The organism is Blastococcus sp. SYSU D00669, assembly GCF_054050715.1.
Window position 1 is genome coordinate 1 of the sequence record NZ_JBJGZV010000026.1, and the last position, 16,171, is coordinate 16,171.

Genomic DNA, 16,171 nt, shown 5'->3' on the forward strand with positions numbered 1-16,171 from the left:
GAGCATCGCAGCGAGGAACGAGCGTGGAGCGGAACGAGTCCGGAGTCGCGCGATGAGCACCGCGCGCATCGAGAAGGCCGTCGTCAGCGGGGTGTTCAGCCTCGACGGGCAGGACTTCGACGTCGACGACAACGTCCGGCTGGTCGGCGAGCGAGGCCGAGGGGCTGATGCCGACGGTCGAGCCGGCCGAGCGGTTGTCAGGGCACGTGTTCTCGGCCATGCCCCACCTGGCCGCCCGCCCCGTTCGCGACGAGGCGCACCTGGCCGACATCGTGGCCCGGCTGCGGGCGGCCGGAGCGCGCCCTCGAGCGGAAGGCCCCGCACGCGACGCAGGTCATCACCCAGCTGTGCTTCCACCCCCGCACGACGACGGCGTGGGCGCGCCAGATCCGGTAGCGGGGGGAACCTGCCGATCCGGGTCGGGATTCCCCGTGCCGTGACGCGGCGACAGCTGGTGCGCATCTCCGCCGGCTTGGGGCTCGGCCCGTCGCTCGCGTCGGCGGTCGGCCGGGCGGACACCCGCCTGGCGGGCTTCCACCTCGTCACGTTCGACGAGGTGGCGCGGACGGAGGCGTGGCGCCAGGAGTGGCTGGCGCGCCTGGCCGCCCGGTAGCCGGACCCGCTCAGACCGACAGGCGCTCCGTCAGCCACTCGTGGAAGGCGCCGATGTGGTGCTCGGAGGGCACGAGCACGCCCCCGTTGGCGTAGGCGCGGGAGGACATGGCCGGCTGGGTCCGCTCGCAGGCGGCGAAGTCCTGCTCGTTCACCCGGTGGAACAGCTCCACCGACCGCGTCACGTCCTTGCCCGACTCGACCACCTCGTGCGAGTACAGCCAGTCGCACTCGACGATCGTCCGGTCGGCCGCGACGGGGAACATGCGGTGGAAGATGACGTGGTCGGGCACCAGGTTGACGAACACGGTCGGCTTCACCGTGATGGCGTAGTAGCGCCGGTCGTGCCCCTCGTCGACGCCCGGCAGCCGGTCGAAACCCTCGCGGCCGTCGACGGTGAAGCCCTGGACGTCGTCCCCGAACTCCGCGCCGTGCCCCACGAAGAACTGCGCCGCGTAGCCCTCGGCGAACTCGGGGAGCACCTCGGTCAGCTCCGGGTGGATCGTCGCGCAGTGGTAGCACTCCATGAAGTTCTCGATGATGAGCTTCCAGTTCGCCTGCACGTCGTAGGTGATGCGGCGCCCCACCGACAGCGAGTCGAGCTGGTAGCGCTCGATCGACTCGACGTCGCCGAGGCGCTCGACGACGTCGGCCACGACCGCGTCCTCGAACGAGGGCGGATCCTCGGCCAGGCACACCCAGGCGTAGCCGAGCCACTCGTGCAGCGCCACCGGCACCAGGCCGTACGCGACCCGGTCGATGTCGGGCATCTTCGTCAGGTTCGGGGCGGCCACGAGCTTGCCCGAGAGGTCGTAGGTCCAGGCGTGGTACGGGCACTGGAAGGCCCGCTTGACCTCGCCGGAGTCCTCGGTGCAGATCTGGGCACCGCGGTGCCGGCAGATGTTGAGGAACGACCGCAGCTGCCCGTCGCGGCCACGGACGACGAGGACGCTCTCCCGGCCGACCTGGACCTTCCTGAAGGAACCGGGGGTCGGGAGGTCGCTCGAGCGCACGGCGCAGAACCACATGTCCTCGAACACGTGGGACTGCTCGAGCGCGAAGATCGCGGGATCGGTGTAGTACTGCCCCGGCAGGGTGGAGATGAGGCTCGCGGGCAGGTCGGTGGTGGTCATACGGCACCTCGGTGTTCCGGGGGCGACATGGGACACGCCGGGAGATCGGGGCGACGCAGCACGGCGTCGACCTCGGTCGCCGTCCGCCTATGACCTCGATGGCGACCGATGTGTTGCACATTACCCACCGGATTGCGCTAGTCGCAACAACCGCGCCGGGTCCGCCCGACCGGGCGGCGCCTAGCCGAAGAAGCCGAGTCGCCTGCTGAGCTCGTCGGCGGCCGAGACCACCCGCCGGGCCAGCCTCGGGAGGTCCGCCCGGTCCAGGCGGAAGGAGGGGCCGGAGACGCTCAGCGCGGCGACCACGTCGCCGTCCACGCCGCGGACGGGAGCCGCGACGGCGGTGAGCCCGACCTCGTACTCCTCGACCGTCGACCCCCACCCCTGCTCGACGATCCCGTCGAGGTGCTGCTGCAGCAGTTCGGGGTCGGTGATCGTGGTGGGGGTGAAGCGCGGCAGCTCGCGGGACAGGATGCCCTTGCGGACGGCGTCGGGGGCGTGGGCCAGCAGCACCTTGCCGCTCGAGGTCGCGTGCAAGGGCGTGCTCTGCCCCACCCAGTTGTGCGTGCTGAGAGCCGCCGGCCCGCGGGTCTGGCTGACGTTCACCGCCCGGTCGTTGTCGAGGATGGCGATGTTGACCGTCTCCCCCAGATCGGCGGCCAGTGCCGCGCAGATCTGGCGCCCCTCCCGGGCGACGTCCAGCTGCACGGCGGCCGCGCCGGCGAGGCGCACGATGCCGAACCCCAGCCGGTACTTGCCCCGGTCGGCCAGCTGCTCGACGAAGCCCCGGCTCTCCAGTGCCGCGACCAGCCGGAAGGCCGTCGACTTGTGCACGCCGAGCTCGGCGGCCACCTCGGTGACGCCGGCCTCCCCCTGGGCCGCGAGGATCTCCAGGATGTTCAGCGCACGGTCGACGGACTGGACGACGGCGACCGAGTTCCGCTCCCCGTTCACCTCCTGCGGCTCACTCATGCGCTCAGCGTAGGTCGCAGGCCACGCAGCACCGCTCCTCCTCTTGACGATGGGGAGCTCTCCAAGCCAGACTGTTGCGCTATCGGCGAAGCGTTGCAACATACGCAACAGAGACAGCCTGGAGCGTTCATGATCCCGGTCTGCCCCACGACCGCGCTGCCGCCCGGCGAGGCGATCCGAGTCGAGGCCGACGAGCCCATCGCGGTCTTCAACGCCGACGGCGACCTCTACGCCATCGACGACACCTGCACCCACCAGGACGCCTCGCTGGCCGACGGCTGGCTGGACGGCTGCTCCGTGGAGTGCCCGTTGCACGCCTCCTGCTTCGACCTGCGCACCGGCAAGGTCTCCGGCCCCCCGGCCAAGAAGGCGGTGCGCACCCACCGGGTCGTGGTCCGGGACGGCCACATCTACGTCCAAGCGGGGATCCCGGCGGACGGTGCCGCATGAGCCCGACGGTCGCCGTGGTGGGCGCGTCGCTGGCCGGCCTCTCCGCCGCCCGCGCGCTCCGCGATCAGTCCTACGACGGCCGGATCGTGGTCATCGGCGACGAGCTGCACGCCCCCTACGACCGCCCGCCGCTGTCGAAGGGGTTCCTGGCCGGCACGGCCTCGCTCGACGACATCGCCCTGGGCGCGCCCGACGACGAGGACCTCGACCTCGAGTGGCGGCTGGGCGCCACGGCGGTCGGCCTGGACCGCCGCAGCCGCTCGGTGCTGCTGCGCGACGGCCGCGAGGTCCGGGCCGACGGGGTCGTCCTCGCCACCGGCGCCCGCGCGCGTCGCCTGCCCGGCGAGCGCGGCCTCGCCGGGGTGCACGTGCTGCGCTCCGTGGACGACGCGGTCGCCCTCCGGGAGGACCTGGCCACCGCCGAGCGCCTCGTCGTGATCGGCGCCGGTTTCATCGGCGCCGAGGTCGCCTCCACCGCCCGCACGCTCGGGCTGGAGGTCACCGTCGTCGAGGCCCAGCCCGTCCCCCTCGCCGGCCCGATCGGCACCGAGATGGGCGCGGTCTGCGCCGAGCTGCACGCCGACCACGGCACCCGCCTGCTCACCGGCACGGGGGTCGCCGGACTCCTCGGCAGCGACCGGGTCGAGGCCGTGGAGCTGACCGACGGCACCCGGCTGCCGGCCGACGTGGTGGTCGTGGGCATCGGCGCCGTGCCGAACACCGAGTGGCTGGACGGCTCCGGCGTGGCCTGCGGCAACGGCGTCCTCACCGACGCGCGCGGCGCCACCGGCGTCCCCGGAGTGGTGGCCGTCGGCGACTGCGCAGCGACGTGGTCGGACTCCGCCCAGCGGCACGTGCGCACCGAGCACTGGACCAGCGCGCTCGAGCAGCCGGCCACCGCGGTGGCCACCCTGCTGGGTGCCGGGGAGCAGGCCCCGGCGGCGGTCCCCTACTTCTGGTCCGACCAGTACGGCGCCCGCATCCAGTTCGCCGGCTCGCGGCGCGAGGGCGACGTCGCGCGGGTGGTGGAGGGCGCCTGCGCCGAGCGGTGCTTTCTCGTGGTCTACGAGCGGGACGGCGTCCCCGTCGCCGTCCTCGGGATGAACCAGCCGCGCCTGTTCACGCGCTGGCGCCGGCAGCTCCGCTCCCCCGTCGCGACGTCGTCCTGACGCGCGAGGCCGGTCCGTCCGACCGACGCACCAGAACCGCCCCGGACCCCCGGTCCGGGGCGGTTCCTCGTTCGGGCTGTCGGCGCCCCACCCGTCGCCGACGCGCAGAGCCTCCCGGCAGGGACCGACGTCGGTCCCTGCCGGGAGGCCTGCGGTGGTGGAGCGGTCGCCTACTCGCGCGGGTCCCTCGGGCGGCCGATGGGCTCCGCCTCGGGTCGGCTCTGCGCCGGGACGGGCGACCCCGCGGCCGGCGCCACGAAGTTGCCGCTGGGGCTCACCGACAGCCCTCCCTCCCGCTCGGGGCCCGGCGGCGCCGCCCGTTCCGCCCCGGCCTCCTGCGCGGGTCGGCTCGAGGTCCGCTCCACGACGAGGACGAAGTCGTCGCCGTGCCGGCTGATGCCGTCGACGACCGCCTTCTCGATCGCCGAGGTGGCGTAGTTCCCCCGCAGCACCATGGGATCGCGGCGGAGGTCCTTGACGAGGCTCACCGCCATCGCCGCCATGACCAGCGCGAACGGCAGTGCGGCGATGATCGTCAGGTTCTGCAGCCCGGTCAGGGCCGCCCCGTCCTCCCCCAGCAGCAGCATGATCGCCGCGACCGAGCCCATCACCACGCCCCAGAAGACGACGACCGAGCGGCTCGGCTCCAGCGTGCCGCGCTGCGAGAGCGAGCCCATGACGATCGAGGCAGCGTCCGCGCCGGACACGAAGAAGATCGCCACGAGCACCATCACGAGCACCGTCGCCGCGGTGGCCAGCGGGAACCGGTCCAGGACGGCGAACAGCTGCCCCTCGGTGGTGCCCTGCCCGGCGATGTCGGCGCCACCGCGCTGCGCGTCGATGCCGGCACCGCCGAAGACCGCGAACCACAGGAGGCTGACCAGGCTGGGCACCAGCAGCACGCCGGTGACGAACTGCCGGATGGTCCGACCACGGCTGATGCGCGCGATGAACAGCCCGACGAACGGAGTCCAGCTGATCCACCAGGCCCAGTAGAAGACCGTCCACCCGCTGAGCCAGGTGGCCATCGCGTCACCGCCGGTCGCCTCCGTGCGCGCGGCCATCGCGCCGAGGTCGGAGAAGTAGCTGCCGACCGCGTCGGGCACCAGGTTGAGGATGAAGACCGTCGGGCCGAGGACGAAGACGAACAGCGCGAGCAGCAGCGCCAGGACCATGTTGGTGTTGGACAGCCACTGGATGCCCTTGGCGATGCCGGAGACCGCCGAGGCGACGAACGCGGCGGTCAGCACCGCGATGATCCCGACCAGCACGGCGTTGCCGACGTCGCCGGCCCAGCCGAGGATCTCGAGCCCGCTGCCGATCTGGAGGGCGCCCAGCCCCAGCGAGGCCGCCGACCCGAAGAGCGTGGCGAAGATGGCCAGGACGTCGATGATCCGGCCGGCCGGGCCGGTCGCCCGCCGCTCCCCGAGCAGGGGGATGAAGGCCGAGCTGATCAGCTGGCGGCGGCCTCGCCGGAAGGTGCCGTAGGCGATGGCCAGCCCGACCACGGCGTACATGGCCCACGGGTGCAGCGTCCAGTGGAACAGCGTGGTCGCCATCGCCGTCTGGATCGCCTCGGGCGTCTCTGCCTCGGTGGTGAGCGGCGGCGGGGAGACGTAGTGCGAGAGCGGTTCGGCGACGCCGAAGAACATGAGCCCGATGCCCATGCCGGCGCTGAACATCATCGCGATCCACGAGACGGTGCGGAACTCCGGCCGCTCGTCGTCACGCCCCAGCGGGATCCGCCCGAACTTGCCGGCCGCCAGCCAGATCACGTACACGACGAACGCGGACGCCAGCAGCACGAACAGCCAGCCGAGGTTGCCGGTGATCCAGCCGAGCACCGTCGTGCTCGCCGAGCCCAGGCCGGTGGGTGTCGCGAAGCCCCAGGCCACGAAGCCGAGCGCCATGACCGCCGCGACGGCGAAGAGCACCTTGTCCACCGCCCAGTGGCGGTCGGCCATGCAGGGCGGCGGCTTGGCGATCGCGGGGTGGATGTCGCCCTCGGGCGCGTCCACGGCGGTGCCCTGCGGCTCTACCCCTCGGGCGGCGCCGGGGTCGTCCCGGCGACCGTGCCGTGGACCGGGAGGCGAGGACTGCTCTCGACGCGATGACTCCATGACGGCCCCCTATCGTGTTGCGTCATTCGAGACTCGCTTCGCATGAGGGAACCAGAGGCGGTACCGCGGGGCAAGGGTCTGAGGTGATTTTCCGCACAGTGCGGCCCGCTCGCAGCGCGTCAGCCGTGCTCGTCGAGAACGTCCAGGCACCGCGCGAGCGGCACGCCCGGCCGGTAGGCCAGGTGGCGGTGGGACGGCGCGTCCAGCAGCACCAGGTCCGCCCGCGCCCCGGCCGTGATCCGGCCGACGTCGGTGCGCCGCAGGGCGGCCGCTCCCCCGGCCGTCGCCGCGTGCACCGCCTCGGCCGGCGTCATGCCCGTCTCGCGGACGGCGAGGGCGATGCAGAACGGCATGGACGAGGTGAAGCAGCTGCCCGGGTTGCAGTCCGTGGCGAGCGCGACCGTGGCGCCGGCGTCGAGCAGCCGGCGGGCGTCGGGGTAGGCCGACCGGGTGGAGAACTCGACGCCGGGGAGCAGCGTGGCCACCGTCGCGCCGCCGGCCAGGGCGTCGACGTCGTCGGCGGTGAGGTGCGTGCAGTGGTCGGCGCTGGCCGCGCCCAGCTCCACGGCCAGCCGCACGCCGGGGCCGGCGGACAGCTGGTTGGCGTGCACCCGCAGACCCAGCCCGGCCGCCCGGCCGGCCTCGAGCACCGCCCGGGCGGCGTCGGCGTCGAAGGCGTGCGCCGACGCCGGCTCGCAGAAGACGTCGATCCACCGGGCGTGCGGCGCGCACGCGGCGAGCATGGGACCGGTGACCAGCTCGACGTAGTCGTCCCGGCGGCCGGCGTGCTCCGGCGGGACGACGTGCGCGCCGAGGAAGGTCGTCTCGGGCGTGACCTCGCGGGCCAGGCGCAGCGCGCGGGCCTCGTCGTCGACGGTGAGCCCGTAGCCGCTCTTCACCTCCACCGTGGTGGTGCCCTGCGCGCGCATCTCGGCCACCAGCGAGGTGAGGCGGTCGCGCAGCCGGTCGTCGGAGGCCGCCCGGGTGGCCGCCACGGTCGTGGCGATGCCGCCGCCGTCGTAGGGCACCCCGGCCATGCGGGCCTCGAACTCCGCGGCCCGGTCGCCGGCGAAGACGAGGTGGGCGTGGCTGTCGACGAAGCCGGGCAGCACGGCCCGGCCGTCGACGTCCAGGCCCCGGTCGGCGGCGGGGGCGGAGCGCCCCGGTCCGACCCACGCGATGCGGCCCCCGTCGACCACGAGGGCGGCGTCGCGCACCAGCCCGAGCGGCCCGTCTCCCAGCGCGGGGTCGTTCGTGACCAGCTCACCGATGCCGGTCACCAGCGTGGTCACGCCCACAGCGGCTCGACCGCCTCGCGCAGCAGGGCGCCCACGTCGCCGAGCACGTGCTCTCCCCGGTCCACCACGACCCGCCCCTCGACGACGACCGTGGTGACGTCACCCGCCCCGGCGACCAGGGCGATCTGCGCCGGGTCGGCGCCGGCGGTGCGCGGCGTGTCGAGGGCGATCGCGACCAGGTCGGCCCGGCAGCCGGTGGCGAGCCGGCCGCCGTCGGGCCAGCCGAGGGCCGCGTGCCCGGTCCCCGTGAGGGCGGCGACCAGCTCCTCGGGCCGGAACCGACCGCGCTGCCCGGAGGCCAGCCGGGCGCCGGCCTCGAGCGCCTGCGCCTCGGCGAGGAGGTCGGCGACGACGTGCTGGTCGGTGCCGAGGACCAGCGGCACGCCGGCGTCGGCCAGCTCCCGGAAGGGGCCGGTGCCGTCGGCGAGATCGGCCTCGGTGCACGGGCAGGCGCAGACCGCGGTGCCGGACGCCGCCAGGAGCGCCCGGTCGCCCTCGGTCAGGTGCACGGCGTGCACCGCCGTCGTCCGCGGCCCCAGCACGCCCGCCTCGGCGAGCAGGGCCGTCGGGGTGCGGCCATGGACGGCGAGGCACGCCTCGTTCTCCGCGGGCTGCTCCGACAGGTGCACGTGCAGCGGCCCGGGGGCGGCCGCGACCACGGGCAGGTCGGCGGGGGGCACGGCGCGCACGGAGTGCGCGGCGGCGCCGACCCGCAGGCCCGGCCGCTCCGGCAGCGCGGCGACCCGCTCGGCCCAGGCGCCCGCCGAGCCGTCGGAGAACCGCAGCTGCACCGGGTCGAGCGGCGCGTGCCCGTCGGTGCCGAGGCCCCCGGCGAGGTAGCAGGCGTCGAGCAACGTCAGCCGGACGCCGGCCTCGGCGGCCGCCTGCGCCAGCGCCTCCGACATCGCGTTGGGATCGGCGTAGCGGCGTCCGCCGGGAGCGTGGTGCAGGTAGTGGAACTCGCCCACGGTGGTGACCCCGCCCAGGGCCAGCTCGGCGTAGGTGGCGCGGGCCAGCGCGAGGTAGGAGTCGGGGTCGAGGCGCGCGGCGACGGCGTACATCCGCTCCCGCCACGTCCAGAAGGTGCCGCCGCGGTCGTGCGTCCGCCCGCGCAGGGCACGGTGGAAGGCGTGCGAGTGGGCGTCGGCCAGCCCCGGCAGGACGACGCCGCGGAGCCGGGTGTCCCCCGCGCCCGGTCGCCCGGCCTCGACGGCGGCGATCGCACCCCCGTCGTCCACGGTGATCCGGACGCCCTCGGCGATCCCGCCGGGGAGCCACGCGTGCTCGCACCAGAAAGTGCTCATCGCGGGGCCCCCGCGGCGTCGTGGAGCGAAGCGGAGCGACGTCGTGGGGCGTTCATGCCAGCTCCCGGACGACGCGGGCCAGCGCCTCGACGCCGGCGAGGCAGTCGGCGGTCTCGGCGTGCTCGGCAGGCGAGTGCGAGATGCCGGTCGGGTTGCGCACGAACAGCATCGCGCTCGGGACGCCGGCCGCGGCCAGGACGCCGGCGTCGTGCCCGGCGCCGGTGCCCAGCAGCGGCGCCGGCCCGGCGTCGCCGCCGGCCGCGGCGGCCACCCGGTCGCGCAGCGCGGCGTCGAACTCCACCGGCGGCGCCCACGACAACTCGACCGGCTCGACGCCGGCCGCGGCGCCGACCCGGGCCACCACCCGCCGCACGGCCGCCACCGGCAGGCCGCGGGCGTCGAGCCAGGCGGTGACCTCCGAGGGGATCGCGTTGACCGCGTTCGGCCGCACGACCACCTTGCCGACGGTCGCGACGACGTCCTCCGCCGCGGCCGATTCGCGCGCGGTCCGCACCACCGCGGCCAGCGTGAGCATCGGGTCGTCGCGGTCGGCCAGCCGCGTCGTCCCGGCGTGGTCGGCGCGGCCGCGCAGGTCCAGCCGCCACCGGCCGTGGGGCAGGATGCCGGTGGCCACGCCGACCGCGGCCTCCCCGGCGGCCAGACCGCGGCCCTGCTCGACGTGCAGCTCCACGTAGGTGCCGATCCGCCGCAGGGCCTCGTCGTCCCGCCCGACGTGCCGCGGGTCGTGCCCGGCGGCCGCGAGCGCCTCGGCCAGGGTGGTGCCGTCGGCGTCGGTCAGGGCGCGCGCCCGGTCGGGGTCGAGGTCGCCGCTGAGCAGCTTCGAGCCGGTGCAGGCCACGCCGAACCGGGCACCCTCCTCGTCGGCGAAGCACGCCACGGCGACCGGCCCGCCCGCGCGGACCCCCTCGGCGCGCAGCCGGTCGAGGGCCGCGAAGGCCGACACGATGCCGAGCGGCCCGTCGAAGGCGCCGCCGTCGGGAACGGAGTCGAGGTGGCTGCCGAGCACCAGACCGGGGCCGTCGGCGTCGGGGTCGCCGTCCCAGGCCCACAGGTTGCCGGCCCGGTCGGGCACCACGTCCAGCCCGCGGCGGGCCGCCTCGCCGCCGAACCACTCGCGCAGGGTGGCGTCCTCCGGCGTCCAGGCGAAGCGGCGGTAGCCGCCCGACGGCGCCCGGCCGACCTCGCCGAGGTCGGCCCACATGCCCTCGAAGGAGCTCACGGCTCGCGCATCGGGACGCGGATCCCCTGCTCCCCCGCCACCTGCTCGGCCCGCTCGTAGCCGGCGTCGGCGTGCCGGAGCACGCCCGTGGCCGGGTCGTTGGCGAGCACCCGGGCCAGCTTCTCGGCGGCCAGCGGGGTGCCGTCGGCGAGGCTCACCTGCCCGGCGTGCAGCGACCGGCCGATGCCGACCCCGCCGCCGTGGTGGATCGACACCCACGTCGCGCCGGACGCGGTGTTGACCAGCGCGTTGAGCAGCGGCCAGTCGGCGATGGCGTCGGACCCGTCGGCCATGGCCTCGGTCTCGCGGTACGGCGAGGCCACCGAACCGGTGTCGAGGTGGTCGCGGCCGATCACGACCGGCGCGCTGATCTCGCCGGAAGCGACGAGCTCGTTGAACCGCAGGCCGGCGCGATCGCGCTCCCCCTGGCCGAGCCAGCAGATGCGCGCCGGCAGCCCCTGGTAGGCGACCCGCTCCTGCGCCGCACGGATCCACCGGTGCAGGTGGTCGTCGTCCGGGAAGAGGTCCAGGACCGCGCGGTCGGTCGCGGCGATGTCGGCCGGGTCACCGGAGAGCGCGGCCCACCGGAACGGTCCCTTGCCCTCGCAGAACAGCGGCCGGATGTAGGCCGGGACGAAGCCGGGGAAGGCGAACGCGCGCTCGAAGCCGCCCTGGCGCGCCTCGTCGCGGATCGAGTTGCCGTAGTCGAACACCTCGGCGCCGGCGTCCAGGAAGCCGACCATCGCCTCGACGTGCCGCGCCATCGACGCCCGCGCCCGGGTGGTGAACTCCTCCGGCTTCGCCCGGGCGTAGTCGTGCCAGTCGGCGACGTCGACGCCCTGGGGGAGGTAGGACAGCGGGTCGTGCGCCGAGGTCTGGTCGGTGACGACGTCGACCTCCACCCCGCGGCGCAGCAGCTCGGGGAAGACCGTGGCCGCGTTGCCCACGAGGCCCACGGACAGCGCGCGGCGGTCCTCCCTGGCGGCCAGGCAGCGGGCGACGGCGTCGTCCAGGTCGTCGGCGACCTCGTCGAGGTAACGGGTGGCCACCCGCCGGCGCAGCCGGGCCTCGTCGACGTCGACCACCAGGCAGGTGCCGCCGTTGAGCGTGACCGCCAGCGGCTGGGCCCCGCCCATGCCGCCGCAGCCGCCGGTGAGGGTGAGCGTCCCGGCGAGCGTGCCGCCGAACCGCTTGGCGGCCACCGCCGCGAACGTCTCGTAGGTGCCCTGCAGGATCCCCTGCGTGCCGATGTAGATCCACGAGCCCGCGGTCATCTGGCCGTACATGGTCAGGCCGAGGTGCTCCAGCCGGCGGAACTCCGGCCAGGTGGCCCAGTCGGGCACCAGGTTCGAGTTGGCGATGAGCACCCGCGGCGCCCACTCGTGGGTGCGCAGCACCCCGACCGGACGACCCGACTGCACGAGCATCGTCTCGTCGTCCCCGAGGGTGGTCAGGGTGCGGACCATCGCGTCGAAACTCCGCCAGTCGCGTGCCGCGCGCCCGGTGCCGCCGTAGACGACGAGGTCGTCCGGGCGCTCGGCCACCTCCGGGTCGAGGTTGTTCTGCAGCATCCGCAGCGGGGCCTCGGTCTGCCAGCTCCGCGCGGTCAGGGTGGTGCCGCGCGGGGCGCGGACCGGTCGTGCTCCGTCCATGGCGTGGTTCCTCTCAGCTCAGCGGGGTGTCGAGGACGGCCCGAGCCGCCGCGGGGACGGCGCCGGTGTGCACCAGGTCGACCACGGCGTCGATCTCGGGGGCCAGGTGCCGGTCGGGGCCGGGACCGGCGACGCCCGCGGCACGCACGGCGTCGCGCACGGCGCCGGTGGCCGCCGCCGGCGCGAGCGGCGCGCGCAGATCGATCGCCCGCGCGGCGGTGAGCACCTCGATCGCCAGCACCCGGGTGAGGCCGTCCACCGCCCGGCGCAGCTTCCGGGCCGCGGCCCACCCCATCGAGACGTGGTCCTCCTGCATCGCCGACGACGGGATGGAGTCGACGCTCGCCGGCACGGCGAGCCGCTTGAGCTCGCTGACGATCCCGGCGGCGGTGTACTGGGCGATCATCAGCCCGGAGTCGACGCCGGGGTCGGCGGCCAGGAACGGCGGCAGGCCGTTGCTGCGGGCGACGTCGAGGAACCGGTCGGTGCGCCGTTCGCTCATGCCCGCCACGTCGGCGACGGCGATCGCGAGGAAGTCCAGCACGTACGCGACCGGGGCGCCGTGGAAGTTGCCGTTGGACTCCACCCGGCCGTCGACGGTGACCACCGGGTTGTCGATCGCCGCGGCGAGTTCCCGGCCGGCGACGACGGCGGCGTGCTCCACGGTGTCGCGGGCGGCACCGTGCACCTGGGGCGCGCAGCGCAGCGAGTAGGCGTCCTGCACGCGGGTGCACTCGGGGCCCCGGTGGCTGGCCATGATCCCGCTGCCGGCCAGCAGCGCGCGCAGGTTCGCCGCCGACGCCGCCTGGCCGGGGTGCGGCCGCAGCCGCTGCAGGTCGGCGGCGAAGACGGCGTCGGTGCCCAGCAGGGCCTCGACGCTCATCGCCGCGGCGACGTCGGCGGTGGTGAGCAGCCGGCGGAGGTCCGCGACCGCCAGCACCAGCATGCCGAGCATGCCGTCGGTGCCGTTGACCAGCGCCAGGCCCTCCTTCTCGGCGAGCTGGACGGGCTCGATCCCGGCGGAGCGCAGCGCCTCCCCGGCCGGGTGCAGCCCGCCGCCGGCGTCGCGCACGAACCCCTCGCCCATGACCGCCAGCGCCACCGCCGACAGCGGCGCCAGGTCGCCGGAGCAGCCCAGGGAGCCGTACTCGTGCACGACGGGGGTCAGGCCGGCGTCGAGCAACCCCGCGCAGGCACGGGCGGTGCGCAGTCGGACGCCGGTGCGGCCGGTCGCCAGGGTGGAGAGGCGCAGCAGCATCATGGCGCGGACCACCTCGGGCTCCACCTCGGGTCCGGAGCCGGCGGCGTGCGAGCGGATCAGGCTGCGCTGCAGCTGCGCGCGACGCTGCTCGGGGATGTGCCTGGTGGCCAGCGCCCCGAACCCGGTGGAGACGCCGTAGTGCGGCCGGTCGTCCGCGGCCAGCGCCTCGACCACCTGCCGGCTGCGGCCGATCTCGGCGACGGCGTCGTCGGCCAGGGCCACGCCGGCGCCGCCGCGTGCGACGCGCAGCACGTCCTCCGGATCCACCGGGCCGGTGCCGACGACCACCTGCCCGATGGCCGCCTGTTCCCGAACGCCGCTCATGCCGCTCATGCCGCTCATCGCACACCGCGCGGCGGCCGTCCCCCAGAGCTCTCGGCGCGAATACGTCTGGGATACGAGACGTCCGGGCGGGCGCGCTCAGCCGGCGCCCGGCGCCCGCCCGCCGATCCGGCGGGTCAGCTCGGCGGCCGCCCGCCGCACCCGGGAGGCGATCTCGTCCCGCCGCTCCGCGTCGACGTCCTCGGCGACGAAGGTGACCGCCGCGCTGGCCACCGGCCGGCCGGCGTGGTCGTGGACCGCGGCGGCGACCGAGGCGAAGCCAGGGGTCACCTCGCCGTCCTCGGTCGCGAACCCGGCGCGGCGGACCCCGTTCAGCAACCGGCGCAGCTCGGTCAGCCGCCGGGGGCCGACGCCGTGGCGGTCGACGAACGCCGCCGCGTCGGGGAACAGCGCGCGCACCTGCGCGTGGGGCAAGTCGGTCAGCATGGCCCGCCCGCTGGCGGTCAGGTGCGCGGGCAGGCGCACGCCGACGTCGGTGACCAGCGGTGGCCGGTGGGGAGCGCGGTGCTCGACGACGTAGAGGACCTCCCGGCCGTGCAGGACGGCGAGGTGCGCGGACTCGCCGATCCCCTCGACCAGCCGCGCCAGCACCGGCCGCGCGAGCCGGGCCAGCGGCTCCTGCCGCGAGTAGGCGCTGCCGATCTCGAAGGCACTCACCCCCAGCCCGTACCGCCGTTCCTCGGGCAGGTGGACGACGAAACCGGCGGCGACCATCTCGGCCAGCAGGTGGTAGGTCGTCGAGCGGGGCAGCCCGAGCTCACGGGCCAGCGCCGCCGCCGGCACCGGGCCGGGCGACCGGGCGAGGGCCTGGAGCAGGGCGAGGGTGGCGCGCGCGGCCGGGACGCCCGACCGCGTGGGCGCGTTCGAGTCCCCCACCTGCACGGCCGCAGCCTAGGGAGCAGCGGGGTGCCGGCGCCGTCACCGCCGGGCCGGCCGCTGCGCGCGGCCGCGGTGCAGGCGGATGCCGGTCTCGAAGGAGGCCGGGGCGTCCACCGACGCATCCGGGTCGACGCCGACGCCGAGCCGGGCGACGAGCTCCCCGCCGAGCCAGCCGGTGACCACCGCCAGCACGGCGGCGGCCAGCGCGAGGACCAGCGCCGTCGCCGTCGGCACGTGGTCGGGCTCGTTCCCGCGGAGCAGCCAGCTGACGGCGAACAGCACCACGACGACGACGTTGCCGAGGCCGTGCGCGGCGCCGACCCGCCGCGCGCGGGTGCCGGCCGGGACACCGAGGTAGTCGATGGCGCCGAACACGGCCGCGAGCAGACCGGAGACGACGCCCGCGGCGATCATGAACCAGCTCGCGACGGCGAAGCCGTCCTCGTCGGTGACCAGCCGCAGGACGTCGAACACGACGGCGGTGGCGAGCAGCCCGAGCGGGAAGGCGACGAGCTGCTGGTGGATCGGGTGGCCGGCCGCCTTGGCGGAGCTCTCGACCATGTCCTCTTCCTCCTCGGTCTCAGGTGCTGCGGGCCTGCGGAACGGTCGGCAGGCGGCGCAGCGCGGGGTCCGGGTCGATCCCGGCGTCCGACGCGGCGAGCAGGAGCAGCGTCACGGCCTCCTCGGCGCAGGCCGAGCAGCCGGCGACGTGGGCGTCCATCGCCGCCAGCTCGCCGTCGGCGGGCCCGTCCCGGTCGGTGAGCAGGGCCTCGACCCAGCGGTCGACCAACCGGAAGCAGTCGTCGCAGGACAGCCAGGGCCCTGGGTCGGCCGTCAGCCGGCGCGCTGCGTCGGGGGTCAGCCGACCGTCGGCCGCGGTCATGGCGCTCCTCCTGAAGGGCGGGTGGGCGGCGTCAGGTAGCCCTGCGCGGCGAGGTGGGCCCGCAGCCGGCCGCGCGCGTCGTGCAGGCTCTTGTACAGCGCGTTGCGAGTGGTGCCGAGCCGCTCCGCGAGCACGTCGATCGGGACCTCGTCCACGATGAGGGCGAGCGCGATGCGCCTCTGGTGGGGTGTGAGCACCACGTCGATCGCGTCGCGGACGGCGGCTGCGAGGTCGGCGCCCTCGGCGTACAGGTCGGGGGACGGCCGCCGTTCGACCAGCGGAGGGGCCGCCTCGAGCGGCACCTCGCGGTGCGACCAGGCCTGCCGGCGGAGTTCGACGGCGGCCTGCAGGACCGCGAACTTGTACGCCCAGGTCGTGAACCGGCTGCGTCCCTCGAAGGTGGTCAGCTTGCCGAGGACGGCGACCATCGCCTCGTCGGCGGCCAGGTTGACGACGTCCTCGACCTGCGCCGCGCCCACCGCCGCCCGCATCGCGGGCATGCGGGACACCTGGGACCGCGCGCCGCGGAGCAGCAGCGCGTGCAACCGCCGCAGCGCGTCGTCGCGCGCGGGCCCGGGGGTGGTGAGCGCCGCGACCCAGTCCTCAGGCGGAGGCGGCGGCCCGTCGGCCGTCGCCGCTCGATCCGACTGGGCGCTGGTCACGGCCGGTCCTCTGCTCCGTCGAGTGGAGCCAGGATGCGGGCGGCCAGGTGCGGCGGGCAACCGCGGTCGACGAGCGCGAGCAGCGCGTGCAGGTCGGTGCCCGGGGTGATGGCGAGCTCGATGGCCAGCGGCGGCGGGAACCCGCCGTCGACGAGCCGGCGCAGCCGCCATGCCTCGACGTCGGACACCGGTCC

17 protein-coding genes are annotated in these 16,171 nt (G+C 75.3%); 3 read left to right on the plus strand and 14 right to left on the minus strand.

Annotated elements, in window-relative coordinates:
- The coding region (locus ACI8AF_RS17935; RefSeq protein ID WP_456541095.1) for a hypothetical protein at window positions 1-220 on the minus strand (220 nt) is incomplete at its 3' end.
- A gap of 216 nt (window positions 221-436) precedes the next feature.
- Here ACI8AF_RS17935 and ACI8AF_RS17940 point away from each other — a divergent pair.
- The gene (locus ACI8AF_RS17940) at window positions 437-613 is read left to right on the plus strand and encodes a hypothetical protein (protein WP_456541096.1); all 177 of its coding nucleotides are present in this window, start codon (window positions 437-439) and stop codon (window positions 611-613) included.
- A 10-nt stretch (window positions 614-623) separates the two neighbouring features.
- On the opposite strand, the gene ACI8AF_RS17945 is transcribed toward ACI8AF_RS17940, so the two are convergent.
- Window positions 624-1,745 (minus strand): aromatic ring-hydroxylating oxygenase subunit alpha, encoded by a 1,122-nt coding sequence (locus ACI8AF_RS17945; RefSeq protein WP_456541097.1) that lies wholly within the window; start codon window positions 1,743-1,745, stop codon window positions 624-626.
- A 180-nt stretch (window positions 1,746-1,925) separates the two neighbouring features.
- On the minus strand, window positions 1,926-2,717 hold the full coding sequence (locus tag ACI8AF_RS17950) for an IclR family transcriptional regulator (protein WP_456541098.1): 792 nt from the start codon (window positions 2,715-2,717) through the stop codon (window positions 1,926-1,928).
- Between the two features lie 129 nt (window positions 2,718-2,846).
- On the opposite strand from ACI8AF_RS17950, the gene ACI8AF_RS17955 reads away from it, so the two are divergent.
- Window positions 2,847-3,167 carry a bifunctional 3-phenylpropionate/cinnamic acid dioxygenase ferredoxin subunit gene (locus tag ACI8AF_RS17955; protein WP_456541099.1) on the plus strand — a complete coding sequence of 107 codons (321 nt, stop codon included), beginning with the start codon at window positions 2,847-2,849 and terminating at the stop codon, window positions 3,165-3,167.
- Complete coding sequence (locus ACI8AF_RS17960) at window positions 3,164-4,336, plus strand: NAD(P)/FAD-dependent oxidoreductase (RefSeq protein ID WP_456541100.1); 1,173 nt, start codon at window positions 3,164-3,166, stop codon at window positions 4,334-4,336. The genes ACI8AF_RS17955 and ACI8AF_RS17960 overlap by 4 nt, the downstream gene beginning before the upstream one ends.
- Window positions 4,337-4,506: 170 nt before the next feature.
- Here the strand turns inward: ACI8AF_RS17960 and ACI8AF_RS17965 are convergent, their stop codons facing one another.
- The 11 genes from ACI8AF_RS17965 to ACI8AF_RS18015 all read right to left on the minus strand — a co-directional run bounded on the left by ACI8AF_RS17965 (window position 4,507) and on the right by ACI8AF_RS18015 (window position 16,165).
- Window positions 4,507-6,354, minus strand: coding sequence for a BCCT family transporter (locus tag ACI8AF_RS17965; protein WP_456541101.1), 1,848 nt, complete (start codon window positions 6,352-6,354; stop codon window positions 4,507-4,509).
- A gap of 221 nt (window positions 6,355-6,575) precedes the next feature.
- Window positions 6,576-7,748 carry an imidazolonepropionase gene (gene hutI / locus ACI8AF_RS17970; protein ID WP_456541102.1) on the minus strand — a complete coding sequence of 391 codons (1,173 nt, stop codon included), beginning with the start codon at window positions 7,746-7,748 and terminating at the stop codon, window positions 6,576-6,578.
- Window positions 7,745-9,058, minus strand: coding sequence for a formimidoylglutamate deiminase (locus ACI8AF_RS17975; protein ID WP_456541103.1), 1,314 nt, complete (start codon window positions 9,056-9,058; stop codon window positions 7,745-7,747). Before ACI8AF_RS17975 ends, hutI begins: the two co-directional genes overlap by 4 nt.
- A 52-nt stretch (window positions 9,059-9,110) precedes the next feature.
- Window positions 9,111-10,298 (minus strand): allantoate amidohydrolase, encoded by a 1,188-nt coding sequence (locus ACI8AF_RS17980; protein ID WP_456541104.1) that lies wholly within the window; start codon window positions 10,296-10,298, stop codon window positions 9,111-9,113.
- The gene (gene hutU, locus ACI8AF_RS17985; RefSeq protein ID WP_456541105.1) at window positions 10,295-11,950 is read right to left on the minus strand and encodes a urocanate hydratase; all 1,656 of its coding nucleotides are present in this window, start codon (window positions 11,948-11,950) and stop codon (window positions 10,295-10,297) included. Before hutU ends, ACI8AF_RS17980 begins: the two co-directional genes overlap by 4 nt.
- Before the next feature lie 13 nt (window positions 11,951-11,963).
- Window positions 11,964-13,544, minus strand: a complete 1,581-nt coding sequence (gene hutH, locus ACI8AF_RS17990) for a histidine ammonia-lyase (RefSeq protein ID WP_456541106.1) — start codon at window positions 13,542-13,544, stop codon at window positions 11,964-11,966.
- 87 nt (window positions 13,545-13,631) lie between these two features.
- Entirely contained in the window at window positions 13,632-14,435 is an 804-nt protein-coding gene (locus ACI8AF_RS17995; RefSeq protein ID WP_456541107.1) for an IclR family transcriptional regulator, read from the minus strand.
- Between the two features lie 36 nt (window positions 14,436-14,471).
- The gene (locus tag ACI8AF_RS18000; RefSeq protein ID WP_456541108.1) at window positions 14,472-14,993 is read right to left on the minus strand and encodes a DUF2231 domain-containing protein; all 522 of its coding nucleotides are present in this window, start codon (window positions 14,991-14,993) and stop codon (window positions 14,472-14,474) included.
- A gap of 19 nt (window positions 14,994-15,012) precedes the next feature.
- The gene (locus ACI8AF_RS18005; protein ID WP_456541109.1) at window positions 15,013-15,315 is read right to left on the minus strand and encodes a hypothetical protein; all 303 of its coding nucleotides are present in this window, start codon (window positions 15,313-15,315) and stop codon (window positions 15,013-15,015) included.
- Complete coding sequence (locus tag ACI8AF_RS18010; RefSeq protein WP_456541110.1) at window positions 15,312-15,977, minus strand: RNA polymerase sigma factor; 666 nt, start codon at window positions 15,975-15,977, stop codon at window positions 15,312-15,314. The genes ACI8AF_RS18005 and ACI8AF_RS18010 overlap by 4 nt, the downstream gene beginning before the upstream one ends.
- On the minus strand, window positions 15,974-16,165 hold the full coding sequence (locus ACI8AF_RS18015; RefSeq protein ID WP_456541111.1) for a hypothetical protein: 192 nt from the start codon (window positions 16,163-16,165) through the stop codon (window positions 15,974-15,976). The genes ACI8AF_RS18010 and ACI8AF_RS18015 overlap by 4 nt, the downstream gene beginning before the upstream one ends.
- Window positions 16,166-16,171 lie beyond the last annotated feature (6 nt).